The organism is Xanthomonas cissicola, assembly GCF_008801575.1.
Classification (GTDB): Bacteria; Pseudomonadota; Gammaproteobacteria; order Xanthomonadales; family Xanthomonadaceae; genus Xanthomonas; species Xanthomonas cissicola.
This window is the reverse complement of sequence record NZ_VZPL01000047.1, coordinates 1-17505: the sequence shown is the minus strand read 5'-3', so window position 1 is coordinate 17505 and position 17505 is coordinate 1. Positions and strand designations below refer to the sequence as shown.

The 17505-nt window shown below is 66.1% G+C and carries 14 protein-coding genes; 5 read left to right on the top strand and 9 right to left on the bottom strand.

The genetic code is table 11. The annotated features are described in order from the left end of the window. Nucleotides 1-50 precede the first annotated feature (50 nt). Complete coding sequence (locus tag F7R02_RS17380; protein WP_078589685.1) at nt 51-1058, top strand: TIGR00266 family protein; 1008 nt, start codon at nt 51-53, stop codon at nt 1056-1058. Between the two features lie 586 nt (nt 1059-1644). After that, nucleotides 1645-2682, top strand: coding sequence for a patatin-like phospholipase family protein (locus F7R02_RS17375; protein WP_151210132.1), 1038 nt, complete (start codon nt 1645-1647; stop codon nt 2680-2682). A 406-nt stretch (nt 2683-3088) separates the two neighbouring features. On the opposite strand, the gene F7R02_RS17370 is transcribed toward F7R02_RS17375, so the two are convergent. Together F7R02_RS17370 and F7R02_RS17365 are read right to left on the bottom strand one after the other, a co-directional pair. Then, complete coding sequence (locus F7R02_RS17370) at nt 3089-5290, bottom strand: TonB-dependent siderophore receptor (protein ID WP_078589853.1); 2202 nt, start codon at nt 5288-5290, stop codon at nt 3089-3091. Nucleotides 5291-5582: 292 nt separating this feature from the next. Beyond that, the gene (locus tag F7R02_RS17365; RefSeq protein WP_078589854.1) at nt 5583-6065 is read right to left on the bottom strand and encodes an Lrp/AsnC family transcriptional regulator; all 483 of its coding nucleotides are present in this window, start codon (nt 6063-6065) and stop codon (nt 5583-5585) included. Nucleotides 6066-6192: 127 nt separating this feature from the next. On the opposite strand from F7R02_RS17365, the gene phhA reads away from it, so the two are divergent. Further along, complete coding sequence (phhA, locus tag F7R02_RS17360) at nt 6193-7083, top strand: phenylalanine 4-monooxygenase (RefSeq protein WP_078589855.1); 891 nt, start codon at nt 6193-6195, stop codon at nt 7081-7083. 140 nt (nt 7084-7223) lie between these two features. Then, nucleotides 7224-7868, top strand: coding sequence for a DMP19 family protein (locus F7R02_RS17355; RefSeq protein ID WP_003490472.1), 645 nt, complete (start codon nt 7224-7226; stop codon nt 7866-7868). A 72-nt stretch (nt 7869-7940) separates the two neighbouring features. On the opposite strand, the gene F7R02_RS17350 is transcribed toward F7R02_RS17355, so the two are convergent. From F7R02_RS17350 to F7R02_RS17315, 7 genes are all read right to left on the bottom strand, one after another. Then, entirely contained in the window at nt 7941-9677 is a 1737-nt protein-coding gene (locus tag F7R02_RS17350) for a M61 family metallopeptidase (RefSeq protein WP_078589856.1), read from the bottom strand. A 180-nt stretch (nt 9678-9857) separates the two neighbouring features. After that, the gene (locus F7R02_RS17345; protein ID WP_139370931.1) at nt 9858-10976 is read right to left on the bottom strand and encodes a GDSL-type esterase/lipase family protein; all 1119 of its coding nucleotides are present in this window, start codon (nt 10974-10976) and stop codon (nt 9858-9860) included. 351 nt (nt 10977-11327) lie between these two features. Beyond that, on the bottom strand, nt 11328-11984 hold the full coding sequence (locus tag F7R02_RS17340) for an RpiB/LacA/LacB family sugar-phosphate isomerase (protein ID WP_033485767.1): 657 nt from the start codon (nt 11982-11984) through the stop codon (nt 11328-11330). Nucleotides 11985-12234: 250 nt separating this feature from the next. Continuing rightward, the gene (gene kduD / locus F7R02_RS17335) at nt 12235-12990 is read right to left on the bottom strand and encodes a 2-dehydro-3-deoxy-D-gluconate 5-dehydrogenase KduD (protein ID WP_033485768.1); all 756 of its coding nucleotides are present in this window, start codon (nt 12988-12990) and stop codon (nt 12235-12237) included. A 187-nt stretch (nt 12991-13177) separates the two neighbouring features. Then, complete coding sequence (gene kduI / locus F7R02_RS17330; RefSeq protein ID WP_033485769.1) at nt 13178-14032, bottom strand: 5-dehydro-4-deoxy-D-glucuronate isomerase; 855 nt, start codon at nt 14030-14032, stop codon at nt 13178-13180. A 444-nt stretch (nt 14033-14476) separates the two neighbouring features. After that, the gene (locus F7R02_RS17320; RefSeq protein ID WP_007968130.1) at nt 14477-15535 is read right to left on the bottom strand and encodes a LacI family DNA-binding transcriptional regulator; all 1059 of its coding nucleotides are present in this window, start codon (nt 15533-15535) and stop codon (nt 14477-14479) included. Between the two features lie 145 nt (nt 15536-15680). After that, the gene (locus tag F7R02_RS17315; protein WP_151210130.1) at nt 15681-17264 is read right to left on the bottom strand and encodes a family 43 glycosylhydrolase; all 1584 of its coding nucleotides are present in this window, start codon (nt 17262-17264) and stop codon (nt 15681-15683) included. Nucleotides 17265-17318: 54 nt separating this feature from the next. On the opposite strand from F7R02_RS17315, the gene F7R02_RS17310 reads away from it, so the two are divergent. Then, a partial coding sequence (locus F7R02_RS17310; protein ID WP_151210039.1) for a transposase occupies nt 17319-17505 on the top strand: 187 nt, incomplete at its 3' end.

Genomic DNA, 17505 nt, shown 5'->3' with positions numbered 1-17505 from the left:
CGCGGCGGTTGCGCGTAGACTCGCCGCACACGCAGACAGGAGTCGTCCCGATGGCCCAGTGGTATTTCCATAATCCCGGACAGGCCGACCGTCTCGGCCCGCTCGACGATGCCAGCGCCCGCGCGCATGCGCAGCGTCATCCCGATGCGCTGGCCTGGCGCGACGGGCTCGATGGCTGGACGTCGGCCCGTCAGTTGGCCGAACTGCAGGGCGGCGCTAGCGCACCACCGCCGTTGAGCGGCATCAGCGGGCGCGCGGACGAGATCGACTACCGCATCGTCGGCAACGACATGCAGTTTGTCGAAGTCGAGCTGGACCCAGGCGAAAGCGCCATCGCCGAGGCCGGTGCGCTGATGTACAAGGACGCGGCGGTGCAGATGGACACCGTGTTCGGCGACGGCTCGCATGCCGGTCAAAGTGGCGGCGGGCTGATGGGCAAGCTGCTGTCGGCCGGCAAACGCGTGGTCACCGGCGAAAGCATGTTCACCACCGTGTTCACCCACGCCGGCAGCGGCAAGGCCAAGGTCGCCTTCGCCGCGCCCTACCCGGGCACGGTGCTGGCGCTGCGTCTGTCCGAGCATGGCGGGCAGTTGATCTGCCAGAAAGACAGCTTCCTGGCCGGCGCGCGCGGGGTGTCGCTGGGCATCGCCTTCCAGCGCAAGATCCTCACCGGCCTGTTCGGCGGCGAGGGCTTCATAATGCAGAAACTCGAAGGCGACGGATGGGTGTTCGTGCATGCCGGCGGCACGGTCGTCGAGAGCGAGCTGGGGCCGGGCGAGCGCATCGATGTGGACACCGGCTGCGTGGTCGCCTATCACGCCGGCGTGGACATGGACGTGCGCCGCGTTGCCGGCCTGAAGAGCATGTTCTTCGGCGGCGAAGGCGTGTTCCTGGCCACCCTCACCGGCCCGGGCAAGGTCTGGCTGCAATCGCTGCCGTTCTCGCGCATGGCCGGCCGCATGCTGCAGGCCGCCCCGCAAGCCGGTGGCCAACAGCGCGGCGAGGGCTCGGTGCTGGGCGGCCTGGGCCGCTTGCTGGATGGCGATAACCGGTTCTGAGTGGTGACGCGGCGGGTTGGCGCGATGACGATTTGGATTCGGGGGGCGAAGCAAGCGTCGTGTCACCTCTGAAGGCGCGTGGCGACGCGTTTGTCGCTCCAGACACTGGCAAATGCTGAGGCGCGCCCTCGTCCGGCGCTTTGCGCCACCGTCTCCGCCATGAAGGAGGACAATGTCCCGGCGGGAGAAGGCAGGCGACCGGGTCGTTGGTGCAGCGACGGCACCCTGACCGTAGCCACGTCCATCGCCGCACGGAACCGCAGCCCCTCTCCCTGCGGGGCGAAAAGGCAGGGCTAGCGCCATCGGCGCGCCTGCCTTTGAGCGCCCACGCCGCAAGGCGTGGGCCGGGGCGCGGAGCGGGGGTTGGGGTGAGGGGACGGGCGAAGCCAAACGTGGTATGGGAAGGCATCAGGCTCCGCTCGTACCCTCATCCGGCGCTGCGCGCCACCGTCTCCCGAGGGGAGAAGGGAGCGCAACGCCTGTAAACGATGCTGTCCTGAATGAGCTCCACTCACGCCAATACCGCCGCAGCAGCAGTGGCAGGGCGCGTGTATTCTCCCTCGCCTTTCCCATCGACGTTTTCGCCATGATCGCGCTCCGCTGCTCCCGCTCGCTCGCCCTGTTGTCCATGCTCGGTCTGCTCAGCGCCTGCGGGGGCGAGCCGCGCCCGGCGACACCGGCGCCCGTGGTGCAGGCACCTTCGGCCGAAGCCCCCAAGCCCATCAAGATCGGCGTCGCGCTCGGTGGCGGTGCGGCCAAGGGCTTTGCGCATATCGGGGTGATCAAGATGCTCGAGGCCAACGGCTTCGCACCGGTGGTGGTGTCCGGTACCAGCGCCGGCAGCGTGGTGGGCGCGCTGTATGCCAGCGGCATGGATGCGTTCCAAATGCAGGAAAAGGCCGTTGCGCTCGACCAGACCAGCATCCGCGATGTGCGGCTGTTTTCCGGTGGCCTGGTGCAAGGCCAGAAACTGCAGGACTACGTCAACGAACAGCTGGGCGGCAAACCGATCGAAAAACTGCGCAAGCCGTTCGCGGCGGTCGCCACGCGTCTGGAAGATGGCGAACGCACCGTGTTCGTGCGCGGCAATGCCGGCCAGGCAGTGCGCGCGTCCAGCAGCATTCCCGGCGTGTTCGAGCCGGTGACCATCGGTAAGTACCACTTCGTCGATGGCGGCGTGGTCAGCCCGGTGCCGGTGGATGCGGCGCGCCAGCTAGGTGCCGAATTCGTGGTGGCCGTGGATATTTCCAGCAAGGCCAGCGGCAAGAACCCGGGGGACCTGCTGGGCACGGTGAACCAGTCGATCTCGATCATGGGCCAGCGTCTGGGCGAGGCCGAACTCAAACGTGCCGACGTGGTCGTTCGCCCCAAGGTCAACGATATCGGCTCGGCCGATTTCAACCAGCGTGGTGCGGCGATCCTCGAAGGCGAGCGCGCCGCAATGGCGGTGATGCCGCAGATTCGCGCCAAGGTTGCGCAACTGCAGGTCGCGCGCAGCAGCGCGACACGGACCGCCGCCGATCAGGCCAAAGCGGCCAGGCAACAGGCGTACGAGCGCTGCCTGGAACAACGCTCGCGTTGGGAAAAATTGCGCGGCAAGGACGAGGCCTGCGTGGCGCCGTGATGCGGCTGCGGTGCGAGGCGCTGCGCAGTTGATGCGGGTCCCGCGCGAGGTCATGCGGAACTGAGCGGGCGTGGGCGCCTGTTTCCAGACGCGCGCATTTGAACCAGATGCGTCGGGCGACTGCGTTGTTGATGCCTTGTGTTGATGCACTGAGGGTGCCCGGACACGGGCGCGGCCGGGGCCGCTCCTACGACGGCGTGGCGGTTCTTTCGGTTGCGTTGAGATGTGTCGGGATGGGGTCGCGGCCGGGGCCGCTCCTACCGGGGGCGGGGGTCTTTGGGTGTCTCGGCGACGTCGGCACGGCCAGCCTGCTCTTGCAGGAGCGGCCCTGGCCGCGAGGCCTTACCGGTAGCAACGCCTGGACTTGATGGGCAACGTCTCAAGCCCGGACTTCATCGGCAATGCTTCAATACCGCCAACGTAGCGACACGCTGACAAAGCGCGGTTCGCCGTAGTTCTGATAATCCAGATTCGCCCAGTAGGTCTTGTCCAATGCGTTACGCACCGCCAGCGTGGCGGTCCATTGGTCGCTGATGCGGTAGTTGGCGTTGAAATGCACCAGCGCATACGGGTTCTGCACCACGGTGACCGGCGTGGTAGCGCCAGTGCCGTCGCCGGTGGGGCGTGCGATATTGAAGCCGCGCACCGCGCTCTGCCAGCTCACGCCGCCGCCGATGCTCAACCGGTCCCACGTCCCCGGCAGGCGCCACTGGGTGGAGAGCTGCAGATAATCTTCGGGCAGGTTGGCGTAGATCGCATCGGTGGGCGCGCGCGTCACCTTGACGTGGGTATAGCCGGCGTTGATGGTCCAACCGGACCGCACTTCGCCATTGACGTCCACTTCCCAGCCACGGCTCTTGGTGCCGTCCACGCCGATGTAGGCCGAGCTGCCATCCGGCAGCGAAGCTTCCGGCTGGGTCATGTCGCGCACCGCATAGTTGTCCTGCTTGGCTTCGAACACGGCGGCGGTGGCCATCGCATGGCCATCGAACAACTGCGCCTTGATGCCGGCTTCCAGGTTGGACCCTTCCACCGGTGCGAGCAGGTTGTTGTCCTTGTCGCGGTAGTTCTGCGGATTGAAGATTTCGGTGTAGCTGGCGTAGACCGACACATCCGGCACGATGTCGTACACCAGACCGACGTATGGGGTGACTTCATCGCTTACTTCATAACGGCCGCTGGTGCCGGTGTAGCTGCCGCTGGCATCGAACGCCTGGGTGCGGGTTTCCCAGGAGCTCAGCCGCGCGCCGGCAATCAACGACAGCGGGTCGGCCAGCCGCAAGCGCGTGGAGGCATACACGCCGCGCTGGGTGGTGCGTGCCTGGCGACGCGCGCCGGTACGCGCATAGGTCACCTCGGACGCGTCGCCGTTCCAGTTGCGGATGTTGGGAATGACATAGCAACGTTCGCTGCCGCAGGTGGCCCAGTCGTCGGGATAGGCCTGCGCCACGGTATAGGTGGTCGATTGCAGGTCCTGCCAGCTGCCGCCGATCACCACATCGTGCTGGCGGCCGAACAAGGCGAACCCGCCGGACAGATACACGTCCACGCTATCGCGCGTGTCCTGCGTTTCGCCAGCGTTGGCGCGCAAAAACACGCCGCTGCCATCGGCGGCCGGGTAACCGGTGCCGTAGACGCGCAGGCTCTGCACGGCGCCCTTGGTGTGGGCGGTGTTGACGCGCAGCAACCAGTCCTGCCCGAAGCGTTGTTCCAGGTTGGCAAACGCAGTGCTGGTTTCGCGTTGCCAGCGCGTCCATTCCGGCGCCATGTTGGTCGAGCGCGACAGGTTGGCGAAGGAGCCGTCGGCCGCGAAGAACGGCACCGTTCCCCAGGTCGAACCGACCGGGGTGTTGTCCTGGCGCTGGTAGCCGACGGTCAGCGTGCTGCTCTCGGTCAAGTCGCCTTCCAGCACCGCCATGCCCGACATCTTGTTGTCGTGGTAGCGGTCGTAGTAGTAATCGCGATCCTGCCAGGCGGCCACCACGCGGCTGCGAAAGCGTCCATCTTCGGTCAACGGCGCATTGACGTCTGCCTGCATGCGGCGGAAATCCCAGGTGCCCGTGCTCACGCCGAACGCGGCATCGAAGTCCTTGCCAGGGCGCTTGCGCAACAGGTTGACCGTGGCCGAGGGAATGCCCGCGCCGGTGAGCAGGCCATTGGCGCCGCGGATCACCTCGATGCGGTCGTAGAAGACCGTGTCGTATTCCTGATTGGTGGCGCCGCTGTAGGTGGGCAGGCCGTCGACCTGGAAGTCGGTGATCTGGAAACCGCGCGCGAAATACAGCGGCCGCTGGGTGTCGTAGAACGACACGTTGACGCCGGTGACATGACGCATCACATCGTCGATGCTGAACAGCGATTGCTCTTCCAGGCGCTGCAACCCGATCACGCTCACCGACTGCGGCGTTTCCTGCAGGGTCAGCGGCAGCCGCGTGGTGGTGGCCGGTTGCGCGCGACTCACCGTACCGTTGACGCTGACCTGGTCAAGCGTCGTGGCGTTGGTCGCATCGGCGGCCTCGGCGGCATGAGCAGCGGCGGGGGCCAAGGTCGACAGTGCGCACAGCAGCGCGGCAGACAACAGGCCAAGGGGAGCGATGGCAGCAGACATGGGGCGTTCTCGTCGATCGTTGCCGACGCAGCGCGTCACGCAACAGGGAAAGGCACAGGCACACGCGGGCGTCCACTCGAACCGGCTGGCTGACCCTGCGTGGGCTGGCAATGCGACACGAACGACATGGCCGGACGCGGCCAAGATGTGAGGTAAATGTAAATCGTTATCGTTTATGTGGCAAGCAGCACGTTTCTTGCGTCCGTCTGGAAAGCGACGGCACGCCGATGCACCTTGCCGGCTGCACCGTGCGAGCGGCGCCATGCCCTAAGCCACCTGGCTGATCTGTACCTCAGGCCAGATGCGACAGCGGCAGACCTTCCGGCGCCTTCACCGTGCGCAGCACGAAGCTGGAATTCACATCCGACACGCCGGTGGCATTGAGCAGGCGATCGAGCAGAAACCGCGAGAAGTGTTCCAGGTCGCGCACCTGTACCTGCAACAGGTAATCCATGTCGCCGGTCAGCGCCCAACACGCCACCACCTCGTCCCAGCCGCGCACGCCCTCGGCGAAATGCTCGATGTCGGCTTGCCCGTGCTGCTCCAGCTGCACACGCACGAACGCCTGCAAGCCCAGCCCTAGCGCGCGCGCATCCAGCCGCGCGCCATAGCCGGCGATGATGCCGGCGGCTTCCAGTCGCTGCGTGCGGCGCAGGCATGCAGACGCCGACAGATTGACCTGCACGGCCAGCTCCGCATTGCTGCTGCGCCCCTGCGTCTGCAGCAGGGCGAGCAGGCGCAAATCGGTGCGGCCCAAGGCGATGGGCTGATCCATATGTTGCGCAGCAGCAGAAGATGACGCATGGATCTTGCGCCAAGATGCACATGGCGCGCAAGATTCGCAATCCCGTTGCGCGGACATCCGGCTAAGGTGAGGGCTGATCACCGGGAAGTGCCGCTGCATGACTACCGCTCCGCAACGCGTCGAAAACCAGCTCACCGACAAGGGCTATGTGCCGGTCTACACCACTGCGGTGGTGGAGCAGCCGTGGGACGGCTACAGCGCCGACGACCACGCCACCTGGGGCACCTTGTATCGGCGCCAGCGCGAGCTGCTGGTCGGTCGCGCCTGCGAGGAGTTCCTGCAGGCGCAGGATGCGATGGGCATGGGCCAGACGCACATCCCGCGCTTCGATGCGCTCAATCGCGTGCTGCAGGCAGCCACCGGCTGGACCCTGGTCGGCGTGCAGGGCTTGCTGCCGGAGCTGGATTTCTTCGATCACCTGGCCAGCAGGCGCTTCCCGGTGACCTGGTGGATCCGCCGGCCCGATCAGATCGATTACATCGCCGAACCCGATCTGTTCCATGACCTGTTCGGGCATGTGCCGTTGTTGATGAACCCGCTGTTTGCCGACTTCATGCAGACCTATGGCCGCGGCGGGGTCAAGGCGCACGGCATCGGCCCGGACGCGCTGCAGAACCTCACCCGGCTGTATTGGTACACGGTGGAATTCGGTCTGATCGACACGCCGCAGGGCCTGCGCATCTACGGTGCCGGCATCGTGTCGTCCAAGGGCGAATCGCTGTATTCGCTGGAATCGCCGGCACCCAACCGCATCGGGTTCGACCTGCAACGCATCATGCGCACGCGCTACCGCATCGACAGCTTTCAGAAGACCTATTTCGTCATCGACAGCTTTGCGCAGTTGATGGAAGCCACTGCGCCGGACTTCACCCCGATTTATGCCGAGCTTGCACAACAGCCGCAGGTGCCGGCGGGTGACGTGCTGCCGGGCGATCGGGTGATCCAACGCGGCAGCGGCGAGGGTTGGAGCCGCGACGGCGACGTGTGAGGTCACTGCTGCGCTAATGCGGCGCCGATCGCGGCGCGCCGCATTGCCGCCCGGTCACGATGCCGCGATGTGACCTGCACCGACTCGACACCACCGCCAACGCGCACTAAGGTCAAACCTCCCCACATCGCCTTCGCTCAATGGACCTGACGCATCTGCGCATCCGGCGCTTGGAGCTGGACGACACCCGCCTGCTGTTCACCCTGGCCAACGGCATGCGCATCGACGAGCCCATCCAGGCGCACCGGCTCTTGCTCAAGGCATCGCCGCCGCAACGCGCGCAATGGCAGATCACCGAAGACGGCTTCGGGGTGAACTGGCCCGCGGTGGCGCCCCCCACCCCGGAGGGCCTGCTCAACATGCCCGAGTTGCTATGGCGCCGCCGCGCTGCCCGTGCGCAGGCCAAGCTCACCCAGTTGCGTGGGCGCATGGATGCGCTGTCGCCAGGCGAGCGCGAACTCATCGCGCTGGCGCGGCTGGATGCGGACATGAACGAGAGCGGCTACGCGCGCTATTTCGACCGTTGGGATGCGGCGACCCGCAGCGATGCATTGCGGGGGCTGGCCGCCATGGGCGCGGTGCAAGCGCGCCAAGCCATCGAGGGCCTGGGCGCGGTGTTCGAGCGCCTGGAAGAAGATCCGAATCTGCTCAGCATCGAAGACATTCTCGATGCCATGAACGACACCGACCGCCAGCGCGTGGATGGTTGGGAAGAAGTCTACTACCGCCGCTCGGCTGAACTGGCGCGCCTGGGGCTGACGCACTACGGGGTGGACAAGGCCTGAACTGTCGGCGACGCAGCGGGGTTGGCCGCTACCTCATCGGCGCGGTGCTGATGTCGACGCCAAACGCCCGATCTACAGCCGGCACTGTGCATCATCCACACCGGGGACGCGCTCCCATTGCCAGGCGTCAACCTGCTCGCCGCGTGGCAGATAGTCCACGTCGAATTCCTTGCCGTCGCGGCGCAAGCGCAGTTTCAGGTGCTGGGTCTGATTGCCCTGGATGCCGTCCTGCGGCACCGGCCGCACGATCTCGTCGCCATTGCGTACTCCCGCCTGTGCAGCAGCAGACTCCGCCATCAGGCCGCGCACGATGCGCCTGGGTTCGGCCAGCACCGCCGGCTCAAATCCCAGCACGTAGCGCCGCAGCGGCTTGCTGATCCTACGGAAGCACGGCCCGAACGCATCCGATGCCGGCAGCGGCGCAGTTCCGGCCAGGAAGGCGTGGAAGTCCTGCACCGCCGTGTCGCCCAGCTCTGCTTTCAACAAGGCCTCCCAATCGGCCTGGGTTGCCTCGCGCTGCTGCCCGATCTCCAGCAGCGCACGCAACAGGTCATCCAGCGAGCGCCTGCCCTGCGATCGCTTGCGCAGCGCATCGTTTACCGTGGCCAGATACAACATGCCGCGGTCGTAGGCGAGCGTGCGGATGCGGGTGTCCTTCCAGAATCCCTCATCGATGCGTGCGTTCGGCAGATTTCCCAGCGCATTGGTGTAGTAACGCGCCGCGGTCGTGTTAAGCGTGTCCAGGAATTGCTGCGGGGTGAGCAAGCCAAATCGCAGCGGCAGAAGCGCCTCGTAAAACACCGCCGAGCCTTCGCTGAACCAGGTCGTGGACTCGGCCCCATGCCGGGACAGGTGCGGCTGGTAGGTATGGAACATCTCATGCGACAAGGTGATCTTGATCAGGTCCAGATCGGCCCCGTCGCCTTCGCCATAGGTGGTGACGAAGGACTGGTTCAATGCGGTTCCGCCGCCGGCGTTGACCGGGTTGTAGCGCAGGAAGATCGTGTAGGGCGCGGGCGCGGGCTGCGGAAACAGCAGCTCGAACTGGTCGTGCAGCTTGCCCACCCACGCGGACAACGCGGCCGCATCGAAGGGCGGCTGCCCCTGCCAGGCGACCGAAAACCCGTCCGCACGCGGCACGGCCGGCCAGCGTCCAACCTCCCCGGCCATGAAGAACACACCGGACAAGCTGTTGTTGTCGATCTGCGCGACCTGCACCGTGCCCTGGCCGAACGAGCTGACTCCCTTGGCGCCGTCGGGCAGCTGCGACAGATCCCAGCGAATGGTCAGCGCATAGCTTTGCTCCTGCGGCGGCAGTGCCAGAAACATGCTCGACAGCGCAGAAAAGGCATGGTCATCGTTGCGGAACGAAATTGGCGGTGCCGGGCCGCGCGGCGGCCGGGTTGCATTGGCTGGGACACGGTAGTGCAGGCTGAGCGGACCGCTGAGCGCGCGTGGCGCGATCCAGACGCGCAATGGGCCCTGGTCACCGCTTTCCTGCGCCTTGGCCGCACGCCCGACAAGTTGCACCGTCCCCTGCGCATCGGTCGCTTCGATCGCGGCGATGTGCTCGGCAGCGGTATCCACGTTTTGCACCTGCATCGGCAGCTGCGCCACGATGCCGCCGCGCGCAACGCGAAGCGTCGCCAGGCGCAGACGCACCTCCACCGTGCTCACTTCGCCCTCGACTGCGTGCGGTGCCAGCTCCAGGTCCAGCGCAACCGGAGCAGGCTCTGCAGGCGCCGGGCTGGCCACTGCGCCAGCGGCCAGCGTGAGGAGTGCACACAGCAGCGACCAGGGAGTTTTCATGCGTGTCGGGGCGGTGGGGATGACCTATCTTGTCGCCGGTCGAGGTCGCCTGCCAGCATGCCGAAGGTCATGCCGCGCAATACGCGGCGATGGCTGCCGGCCTGGACCGACTGACACCGCAGTACAGCGATGGGCGGTGCAGGTGCAGTGCCGGCAGATGCGGTGCACCGGGGCGAAGGCTCAGCCTGCCGGCTTGGCGAGATAGGCCAATAGCAGCACCAGCGGCTCTTCACCAGTCTGCTGCAAGGCGTGCGTGCTGCCCGGCCGCGTCAACAACGCATCGCCGGCAGCGACCTGGTATTGCTTGCCGTCCAGCGCGTACAAGCCGCGCCCGCTGACGATGTAATAGATCTCGTCCTTGTCGTGCAGATGCAGGCCGATGCCGGCACCTTTGTGCAGCACCCGCTTGCGCAGCACGAACGCCAGATCCGGCGCGTCTGCGAAAAACGGATAGGCCGTGGTCGGGCCGGCGCCGCCGTGCGGGCCAGGCTGGCGACGCGCGAGATCGCGTTCGTGTGCGATCAACGACGGACGCGGTTGTGCAGCACGTTGCGTGGCGGTGTCGGGCGCAGCACCGCAATCGGCATCGCGCTGCAGCTGCGACTTGAGCGCCGGCTGCAGCTGGACCCAACCCTGCACCACCAGGCAGGCGATGGCGGTCGCGCCGGCGCGGCTGAAGTGGGTGCCGTCGGCCTTGCCCTGTTCGGGCACGAACAGGAAATACGGTCTGGCCGCCTGCTCGCCGAGCGCGCGAATCCAGTCGCTGGAACTGGCGTTGAGATCGATCAGGCCCACGTGTTCCTGCGCGGCAAGTTGCTGCATGGCCAGGGTGTAGCGGCCATGGGTGTCGAGCAGCGCGCCGAAGTCGTAGAGCAGGCGCGCGGCCGGAGTGATCAGGATGGGTGTGGCGCACTTGTCGCGCGCAGCGGCGATGTAGCGGCGCAGGAACTGCATGTAGTCGGTCGTCGGATCGGTGTAGCGCGTGGGGTCTTCGCGCTTGGCATCGTTGTGGCCGAACTGGATCAGCAACACATCGCCGCGTTGCAATTCTCTTGCGATGGCATCCAGGCGCCCTTCGGCGATGAAACTGCGCGTGCTGCGCCCGCCTTTGGCGTGGCTGTGCACTTGCCACTGCGCCGGGTCGAACCAGTCCTGCAGCAGTTGGCCCCAACCGGCCTGCGGGGCGCGCTCGGCACCGTATTCGGCGGCGGTGGAATCTCCGGCGATGAAGATGCGCTGTGGCGCGGCATGGGCGATGCCGGTGCAGAGCAACAGCATGGCGATGAGCAGTCGATGCATGGGGGCTCCGCTGAGTGAGCGTGCTATTGCTGTTGCTGGTGTTGTTGCGGTTTGCGATACCGTGCTGACGCGTGGAGCGCATGCGTGGTCTTGGGCGACGCAATTGCGCTTCGCGCGCTCATCGGGCTCGGCAGAGCGACGCGTTGATGCGGTTGGTGAGCGATGCAACGGTGTGGCCGTTCGTCCAATGGTTCGGCGCGTGCGCCTGGCCGCCTGGGTTCGCTGTCTTCCGCCGTACCTCCCCCTGCTCCGCGCGCCGGCCCACGCCTTGCGGCGTGGGCGCTCGAAGGCCCGCAGGAGAGGAGCTCAATCGCGTTGACTGACTCTCCCACCGGGGAGGGGCTTTAGCGATTACGCAGCAGCAGCTTCGGTCTTGCCCAGCACGCCGGCGACGAAGTTGCGGATCTCTGCATCCTGCGCGTTGTCGAAGAAGCACTGCTGGAAGCGCTCGCCGCCGATCGCCTGCTTGATCAGCTCCGGGTCGATGGCGCGCAGGCCGTCCAGGTACGACTTGGCGGTGGCCTGCTTGAGTTGGGTCAGGATGCCGGCGTTGGCCTGCTGCGATTCGCGACGCTCGGCCGGGTAGCCCATGCCGCGCTCGCCGCTGAAGGCCTTTTCGAAGATGTAGCGCACGTTGATTTCCGCGCCCCAGCCGTAGCCCTTGGCGAATGCCAACGACAGTGCGTTGCCGTTGTTGACCTGGGCGAACAGGTAGGCGTCGGTCGGCTCGATGCAATAGCCGCAGAACACGCCCGGGTGCGCGTTGAGCGACATCATCGCGCCCTGGCCGGTGCCGCAGCCGGCGACGACGAAGTCCACGGCCTTGGAGTTCAGCAGCAGGCTGGCGACGATGCCCAAGTGGATGTAGGTCAGGCGGTGGTCGTTGTCGCCGTCCATGCCGACGTTGAAGACGCTATGGCCCTGCTCGCTGGCGACGTCGTTGAGTTGCTGCAGGATTACCGGGTTCTTGGCGGCCTGACTAAACTCATTCATGAGTGCGATTTTCATGGGAATGCTCCGATTGGTTGGGGAAGTTTTTTTAAAAGTTGTTGCTAGATAGCGATGATGTGTGTGTTGGGTTGCCGGTCTTTTTGGACGGCGTGCGCGTTGTTTGCTGAAGCGGCCAACGCGCTGATGCAGGAAGGAAGAGCAATTGCAGGAGCGGAAGTGCGCATCTGGTTGATGCGTAGTTGCCGACCCTCATCCGCCCTTCGGGCACCTTCTCCCGGAGGGAGAAGGCAACCGCGCGCGTTTTTTCTCAGCGTGCCAGCCAGCCGCCGTCGACCGGGATGATCGCGCCGTTGACGTAGTCCGAGGCGCTGCTGGCCAGGAACACCGCGGTGCCGCCCAGGTCGGCCGGCACGCCCCAGCGCGCGGCCGGGATGCGGTCCAGGATGGCCTTGTTGCGGTCTTCGTCGGCACGCAGCTGCGCAGTGTTGTCGGTGGCCATATAGCCCGGTGCGATGGCATTGGTGGTCACGCCCTTGCTGGCCCATTCGTTGGCAAGCAGGCGGGTGATGCCGGCGATGCCCGACTTGCTGGCGGTGTAGGACGGCACGCGGATACCGCCCTGGAACGACAGCATCGAGGCGATGTTGATGATCTTGCCGCGGCCCTGCGCGATGAAGTGACGGCCTGCGGCCTGCGCCATGAAGAAGGCCGACTTCAGGTTGACGTTGAGCACGTCGTCCCAATCCTGCTCGCTGAAATCCACCGCATCGGTGCGACGGATCAGGCCGGCGTTGTTGACCAGGATATCCAGCCCGCCGAGGCCGGTGATGGTCTCGTCGATGATGCGCTGCACTGGCTCGATGCTGATCAGGTTGGCTTCGATGGCGATGAACCGGCGGCCCAGCGCCTTGACCTTCGCTTCGGTCTCGGTGGGCGCCTGGATGCCGGCGGCAGCGATGTCGGCACCGGCTTGGGCCAATGCCAACGCGATGCCCTGGCCCAAGCCGGTGTTGGCACCGGTGACCAGCGCGACCTTGCCTTCGAGACTGAACGGATTGCTCATTACCTTATCGCTCCTGCTGGATGTGCCGTGGTGTGCTGAGTGAACCGCGTAGTGCGCGGACGATGACGTCATACGAATGGGGGCAGCGCCGAAGGCGCATCTGAATCGCGCCGGCGTGACTGGCACCGGCTTGAACAAAGCGGCGTCATGGCGCGGCCGCCTGCGTGCAGGCGCGTGGACGCAGGCCTTACTTGAGCTGGCAGATATCCAGCACATGCATGTCGGTGTAATCCAGGTTTTCGCCGCCCATTGCCCAGATGAAGGCGTAATTGGAGGTGCCGGCGCCCATGTGGATGGACCACGGCGGCGACACCACCGCTTCGTTGTTCTGAATCACGATGTGGCGCTGCGCATCGGGTTCGCCCATGAAGTGGTAGACGCGGTCGTCGGCGCCCAGGTCGAAATAGAAATACACCTCGCTGCGGCGGTCGTGCAGATGCGGCGGCATGGTGTTCCAGACACTGCCAGGCTTGAGCACGGTCAGGCCGAGCAACAGCTGCGACGACTGGCAGGTGGCCGGCACGATGTACTGGTAAATGGTGCGTTCGTTGCTGGTTTCCAGCGCACCGCGCTCCAGTGCCACCGCATCCTTGATCGAGAGCTGCTTGGTCTCAAAGCGCGCATGCGCCGGCGTGGAGGCGAGATAGAACTTGGCCGGGTTGGCCGCGTCTTCGGAGGCAAAACTGACATCGGTGCTGCCCATCGCCACGTACAGGCCATCCTTCGGCCCCAGCGTGTAGGCGGTGCCGTCCACGGTCACCGTGCCGGTGCCTGCGCCGACATTGAGAATGCCCAGCTCGCGACGCTCCAGAAACGGATGCCCGGCGGCCGAGGCGGGCTCGGTCTGCTTGGGCAGTTCCAGCGTCCTGCCCAGCGGCGCGGCGCCACCGAGCACGAAGCGCTCGTAGTGGGTGTATTTGAGCGTCACCGCGTCGTCCACGAACAGCCCATCGAGCAGATACAGCTCGCGCAGGTCGTCGTTGCTGGCGCCCTTGATGGCGTCGGGATGGGTGGCGTAATGGGTCTTGCAGTACAGGGACATGCGCGATCTCCGGTGCCAAGCGCGGGGGCAGTGGCTTGCACCGGGCCATTCTACCGACTCTGGTTAACCGGTGTCATTGCGCAGTGCACGAAATGGGTGTCGGCGGTGTGGGGGCCCGTTCCTTCTCCCTGGGAGAAGGTGGCGCACAGCGCCGGATCAGCGTTGCGGGGTTTGAGCGGGTGACTGCTGATGTGTGCCTTCCCCTCCGCTCACAGCTGGGCTTTCTCGGACGGCTGCCTGCCGCCGTACCCTCACCTCAACCCCTCTCCCGCCGGCGGGAGAGGGGCTTTACAGCAGCGATCGACGGCCTGCCTTCCCCCGCCTGCGGGGGAAGGTGCCCGAAGGGCGGATGGGGGCCAGCCGCTGGCCGAGCGGAGGCTTGTTCCCTCTTCCTCGGAAGAAGATGGCGCGTAGCGCCGGATGAGGGAGCACGCGGCGCGGCGATCAATCCTCCGGCGGCTGGCAGGAGTCGCGCACGATCAGGTGCGGCCGCACGCTGGCGGTGGGCAGCTGCGGCGCGTTGTCGGGCTGGATCAGCATCGCCGCGGCGGTGCGGCCGGTGTCGCGGGTGTGGCGGCGCACCGAGGTCAGCGGCGGCCACAGGCGCGAGGCCAGCGAACTGTCGTCGTAGCCGATCACCGAGAGCTGGCGCGGGATGTTGATGCCGGCGCGCAGGGCGACCTTGTAGATACCGGCGGCCATTTCGTCGTTACCAGTGAAGATGGCGGTGGGCCGTTTCTTGCCCAGCAGCAGCTTTTCGGCCGCCGCCACGCCGGATTCGAAGGTGTAACCGGCTTCGACGATGCGCTCGGGCGGCAGCTCGATGCCGCGCCGGGTCAGCGCGTCGGCAAAACCGGAGGTGCGCTCGATCGAGGAGCGGTAGGCGCTGGGGCCGGTGACCAGGGCGATGTCGCGGTGGCCCAGCGAGAGCAGGTAATCGGCCGCCTCCGCTGCCCCGTCGCGGTCGTGGGTGATGACCGTCTGCGAGGTGGCGTCCAGCGCGATCGAGGCGATGCGGGTGTAGCGGCAACCGATCTCGGCCAGCATGTCGGCCAGCGCCTGGTCTTCGGAGGCGCGTGGCACCAGGATCACGCCGTGCAGCTTCTGCGCCTGGGCGAAACGGCGCACGCCTTCGATGTAGCCGGGGCTGCGGCTGTCGCAGGGGTGCACCACCAGCTCGAAGCTGGAGCCGCGCAGTGCGTCCAGCGCGCCGTACTGCATGTCCACGATGTATTGCGCGGTGGGGTTGTCGTAGACCATGCCGATCAGGAACGAGCGCCGGAACGCCAGCCCGCGCGCGAGCGGATCCGGCGCGTAGCCGACCTCGCGCATCAGCGCCTCGACCTTCTCGCGCGTGTCCTGGCGCACCAGTGGCGAATTGTTGATGATCCGCGAGACGGTCTTCTTGGACACGCCCGACATCCGCGCGATGTCGTTGATCGTTGCGACCCGACCCTTCGGCAGGCCAGGCATTCCCTCTTCAGGCATCTTGCGGGCGGGCATAGCGGTCAACCAGTAAAGTTGATTGGATTCTACCGGCCCGACGGCCGGCAGACCTGAGCGAGGCCTGCCGCTGCACCGGGTCCGCCGTGCCGGGCCTGCCACAGCAGGCAGCGCCACGACATGCCCGCCGATGCAGAACGGTCAGTCAGTCAAGGGCGCGGTAGCGGAAGTTGCGGAATTCCACCTGGCCGGGGCCTGCGGCATAGAGCGCCGGCTTCAGGGCCAGGAACTTGCCGGCCACGTTGTGGTGGTAACCGGACACTTCCATCTGCACCGGGTACTTGGTCCACGTCTTGCCGTCGGGACTGCTGTGAATGGTGACGATGTGGCGGTTGTTGGTGACGCGCAGCCACAGCGTGCCGCCGGTGGTGCTGGGCGCCAGCGTGGCCGGGCGTTCCTCGCCGTAGCGGTGCATGACGAACTGTTGCCCATTGCTGCCGACGCCGGCATAGAGCTTGTCGCTGTAGAACAGCAACGCCCCGCCCTGCCCGCCCGGCGCCACGGTCATCTGCACTTCGAACTGGTAGGCCGGGTCGGTGGCGATCACCGTCAGCGGCGAGGCATTGCGCGGCGCGGTGCCCTTGCCCTGCAGGCGCAACACACCATTGCCCACCTGCAGGCGCTTGGCTTCGTCGGCAGCCGGATCGAAGAAGGCCCACTGCGGGCCCAGCCTGGCGGCACGGAAGTCGTCCGACAACGCCATCCCGTGCTGCAGCGCCTGCCCGCTGGGTTTCTTCAGCGGGGTGCCCAGATCGCCGCCCTTGGCGGCGAACCAACCGTCCGGAGTCCATTCGATCGGGTCGAGCAAGGCCTGCCGGCCCAGCGTCCAGTAGCCGTGTTCGTAGCCGTGGTAGAGCATCCACCAGCGGCCGTCGGTGCCTTCCACCAGGGTGGCGTGGCCACGCGACCACCACGGCTCATCCGCGCTGCTGGTGCGGGTGATCGGGTTATTGGGCGCGTTCTGCCACGGGCCGTGGATCGAACGCGAGCGCGCGGTGATCACCATGTGCCCGGTCGGCGGGCCGGCGGTGCCGCCCACGGCGGTCGTCATGTAGTACCAGCCGTTGTGGCGGGTGATCTTGGGGCCTTCCTGGGCGTAGCCTTCCACGTCCCAGCTTTCCGGGTATTTCCAGCCGTCGTAGACGTGCCTGGGTGTGCCGACCACCTTGAGGCCGTCATCGGACAGCTGCACGTAATCGCCGCCGCTCAGGAACAGGTAACGCTTGCCGTCTTCGCCCACCGCATGGCCGGGGTCGATGTATTTGCCCAGGCCGATATCGATCGGCGCGCTCCATGGACCGGTGATGTCGTCGGCCCACACCACGAAATTGCTGCGCTCGCCCTGATCGCCGCGCCGCGCGGGGAAATAGATGTAGTAGCGCTTGCCGTGCTTGATCAGGTCAGGCGCCCAGATCGCACCGACGTTCTGGGTGATGGCGTGGCCCAGCGGCTGCCAGTTGACCAGATCGCGCGAGTGCCAGATCGGCAGGCCCGGGTACGCATCGAACGAGGACAGCGTGAGGTAGTAATCATCGCCATCCTTGAGCACCGACGGGTCGGGATGGTCGCCGGCCAGCACCGGATTGAGAAAGCGGCCATCGCCCTGGTCGGCGATGCGCTGGTGTTCGATACCGCGCTTCCAGTCCGCCGCAGCGCTCAGGCCGGCGCACAACAGCAAGCCGCCGGCCATCAGCCAACGCCACCGGGATGAAATGGGACGCACACGCATGCTCTCTCCTAGGGCCTGTTAACACTAATGGCCCGAGCGATTAAACTATTGGGCATGGAGATCACGCCAGCACAATTTTCTCTGATCGAACACTGCCTGCCGGCGCAGCGCGGCAATGTCAGCATGACCAACCTGCAAGTGGTCAACGCCATCCTTTACGTTGCCGAGCATGGCTGCAAATGGCGCGGCCTACCCAAGCGCTTTGGCAACTGGCATACGGTCTACACACGCATGAACCGTT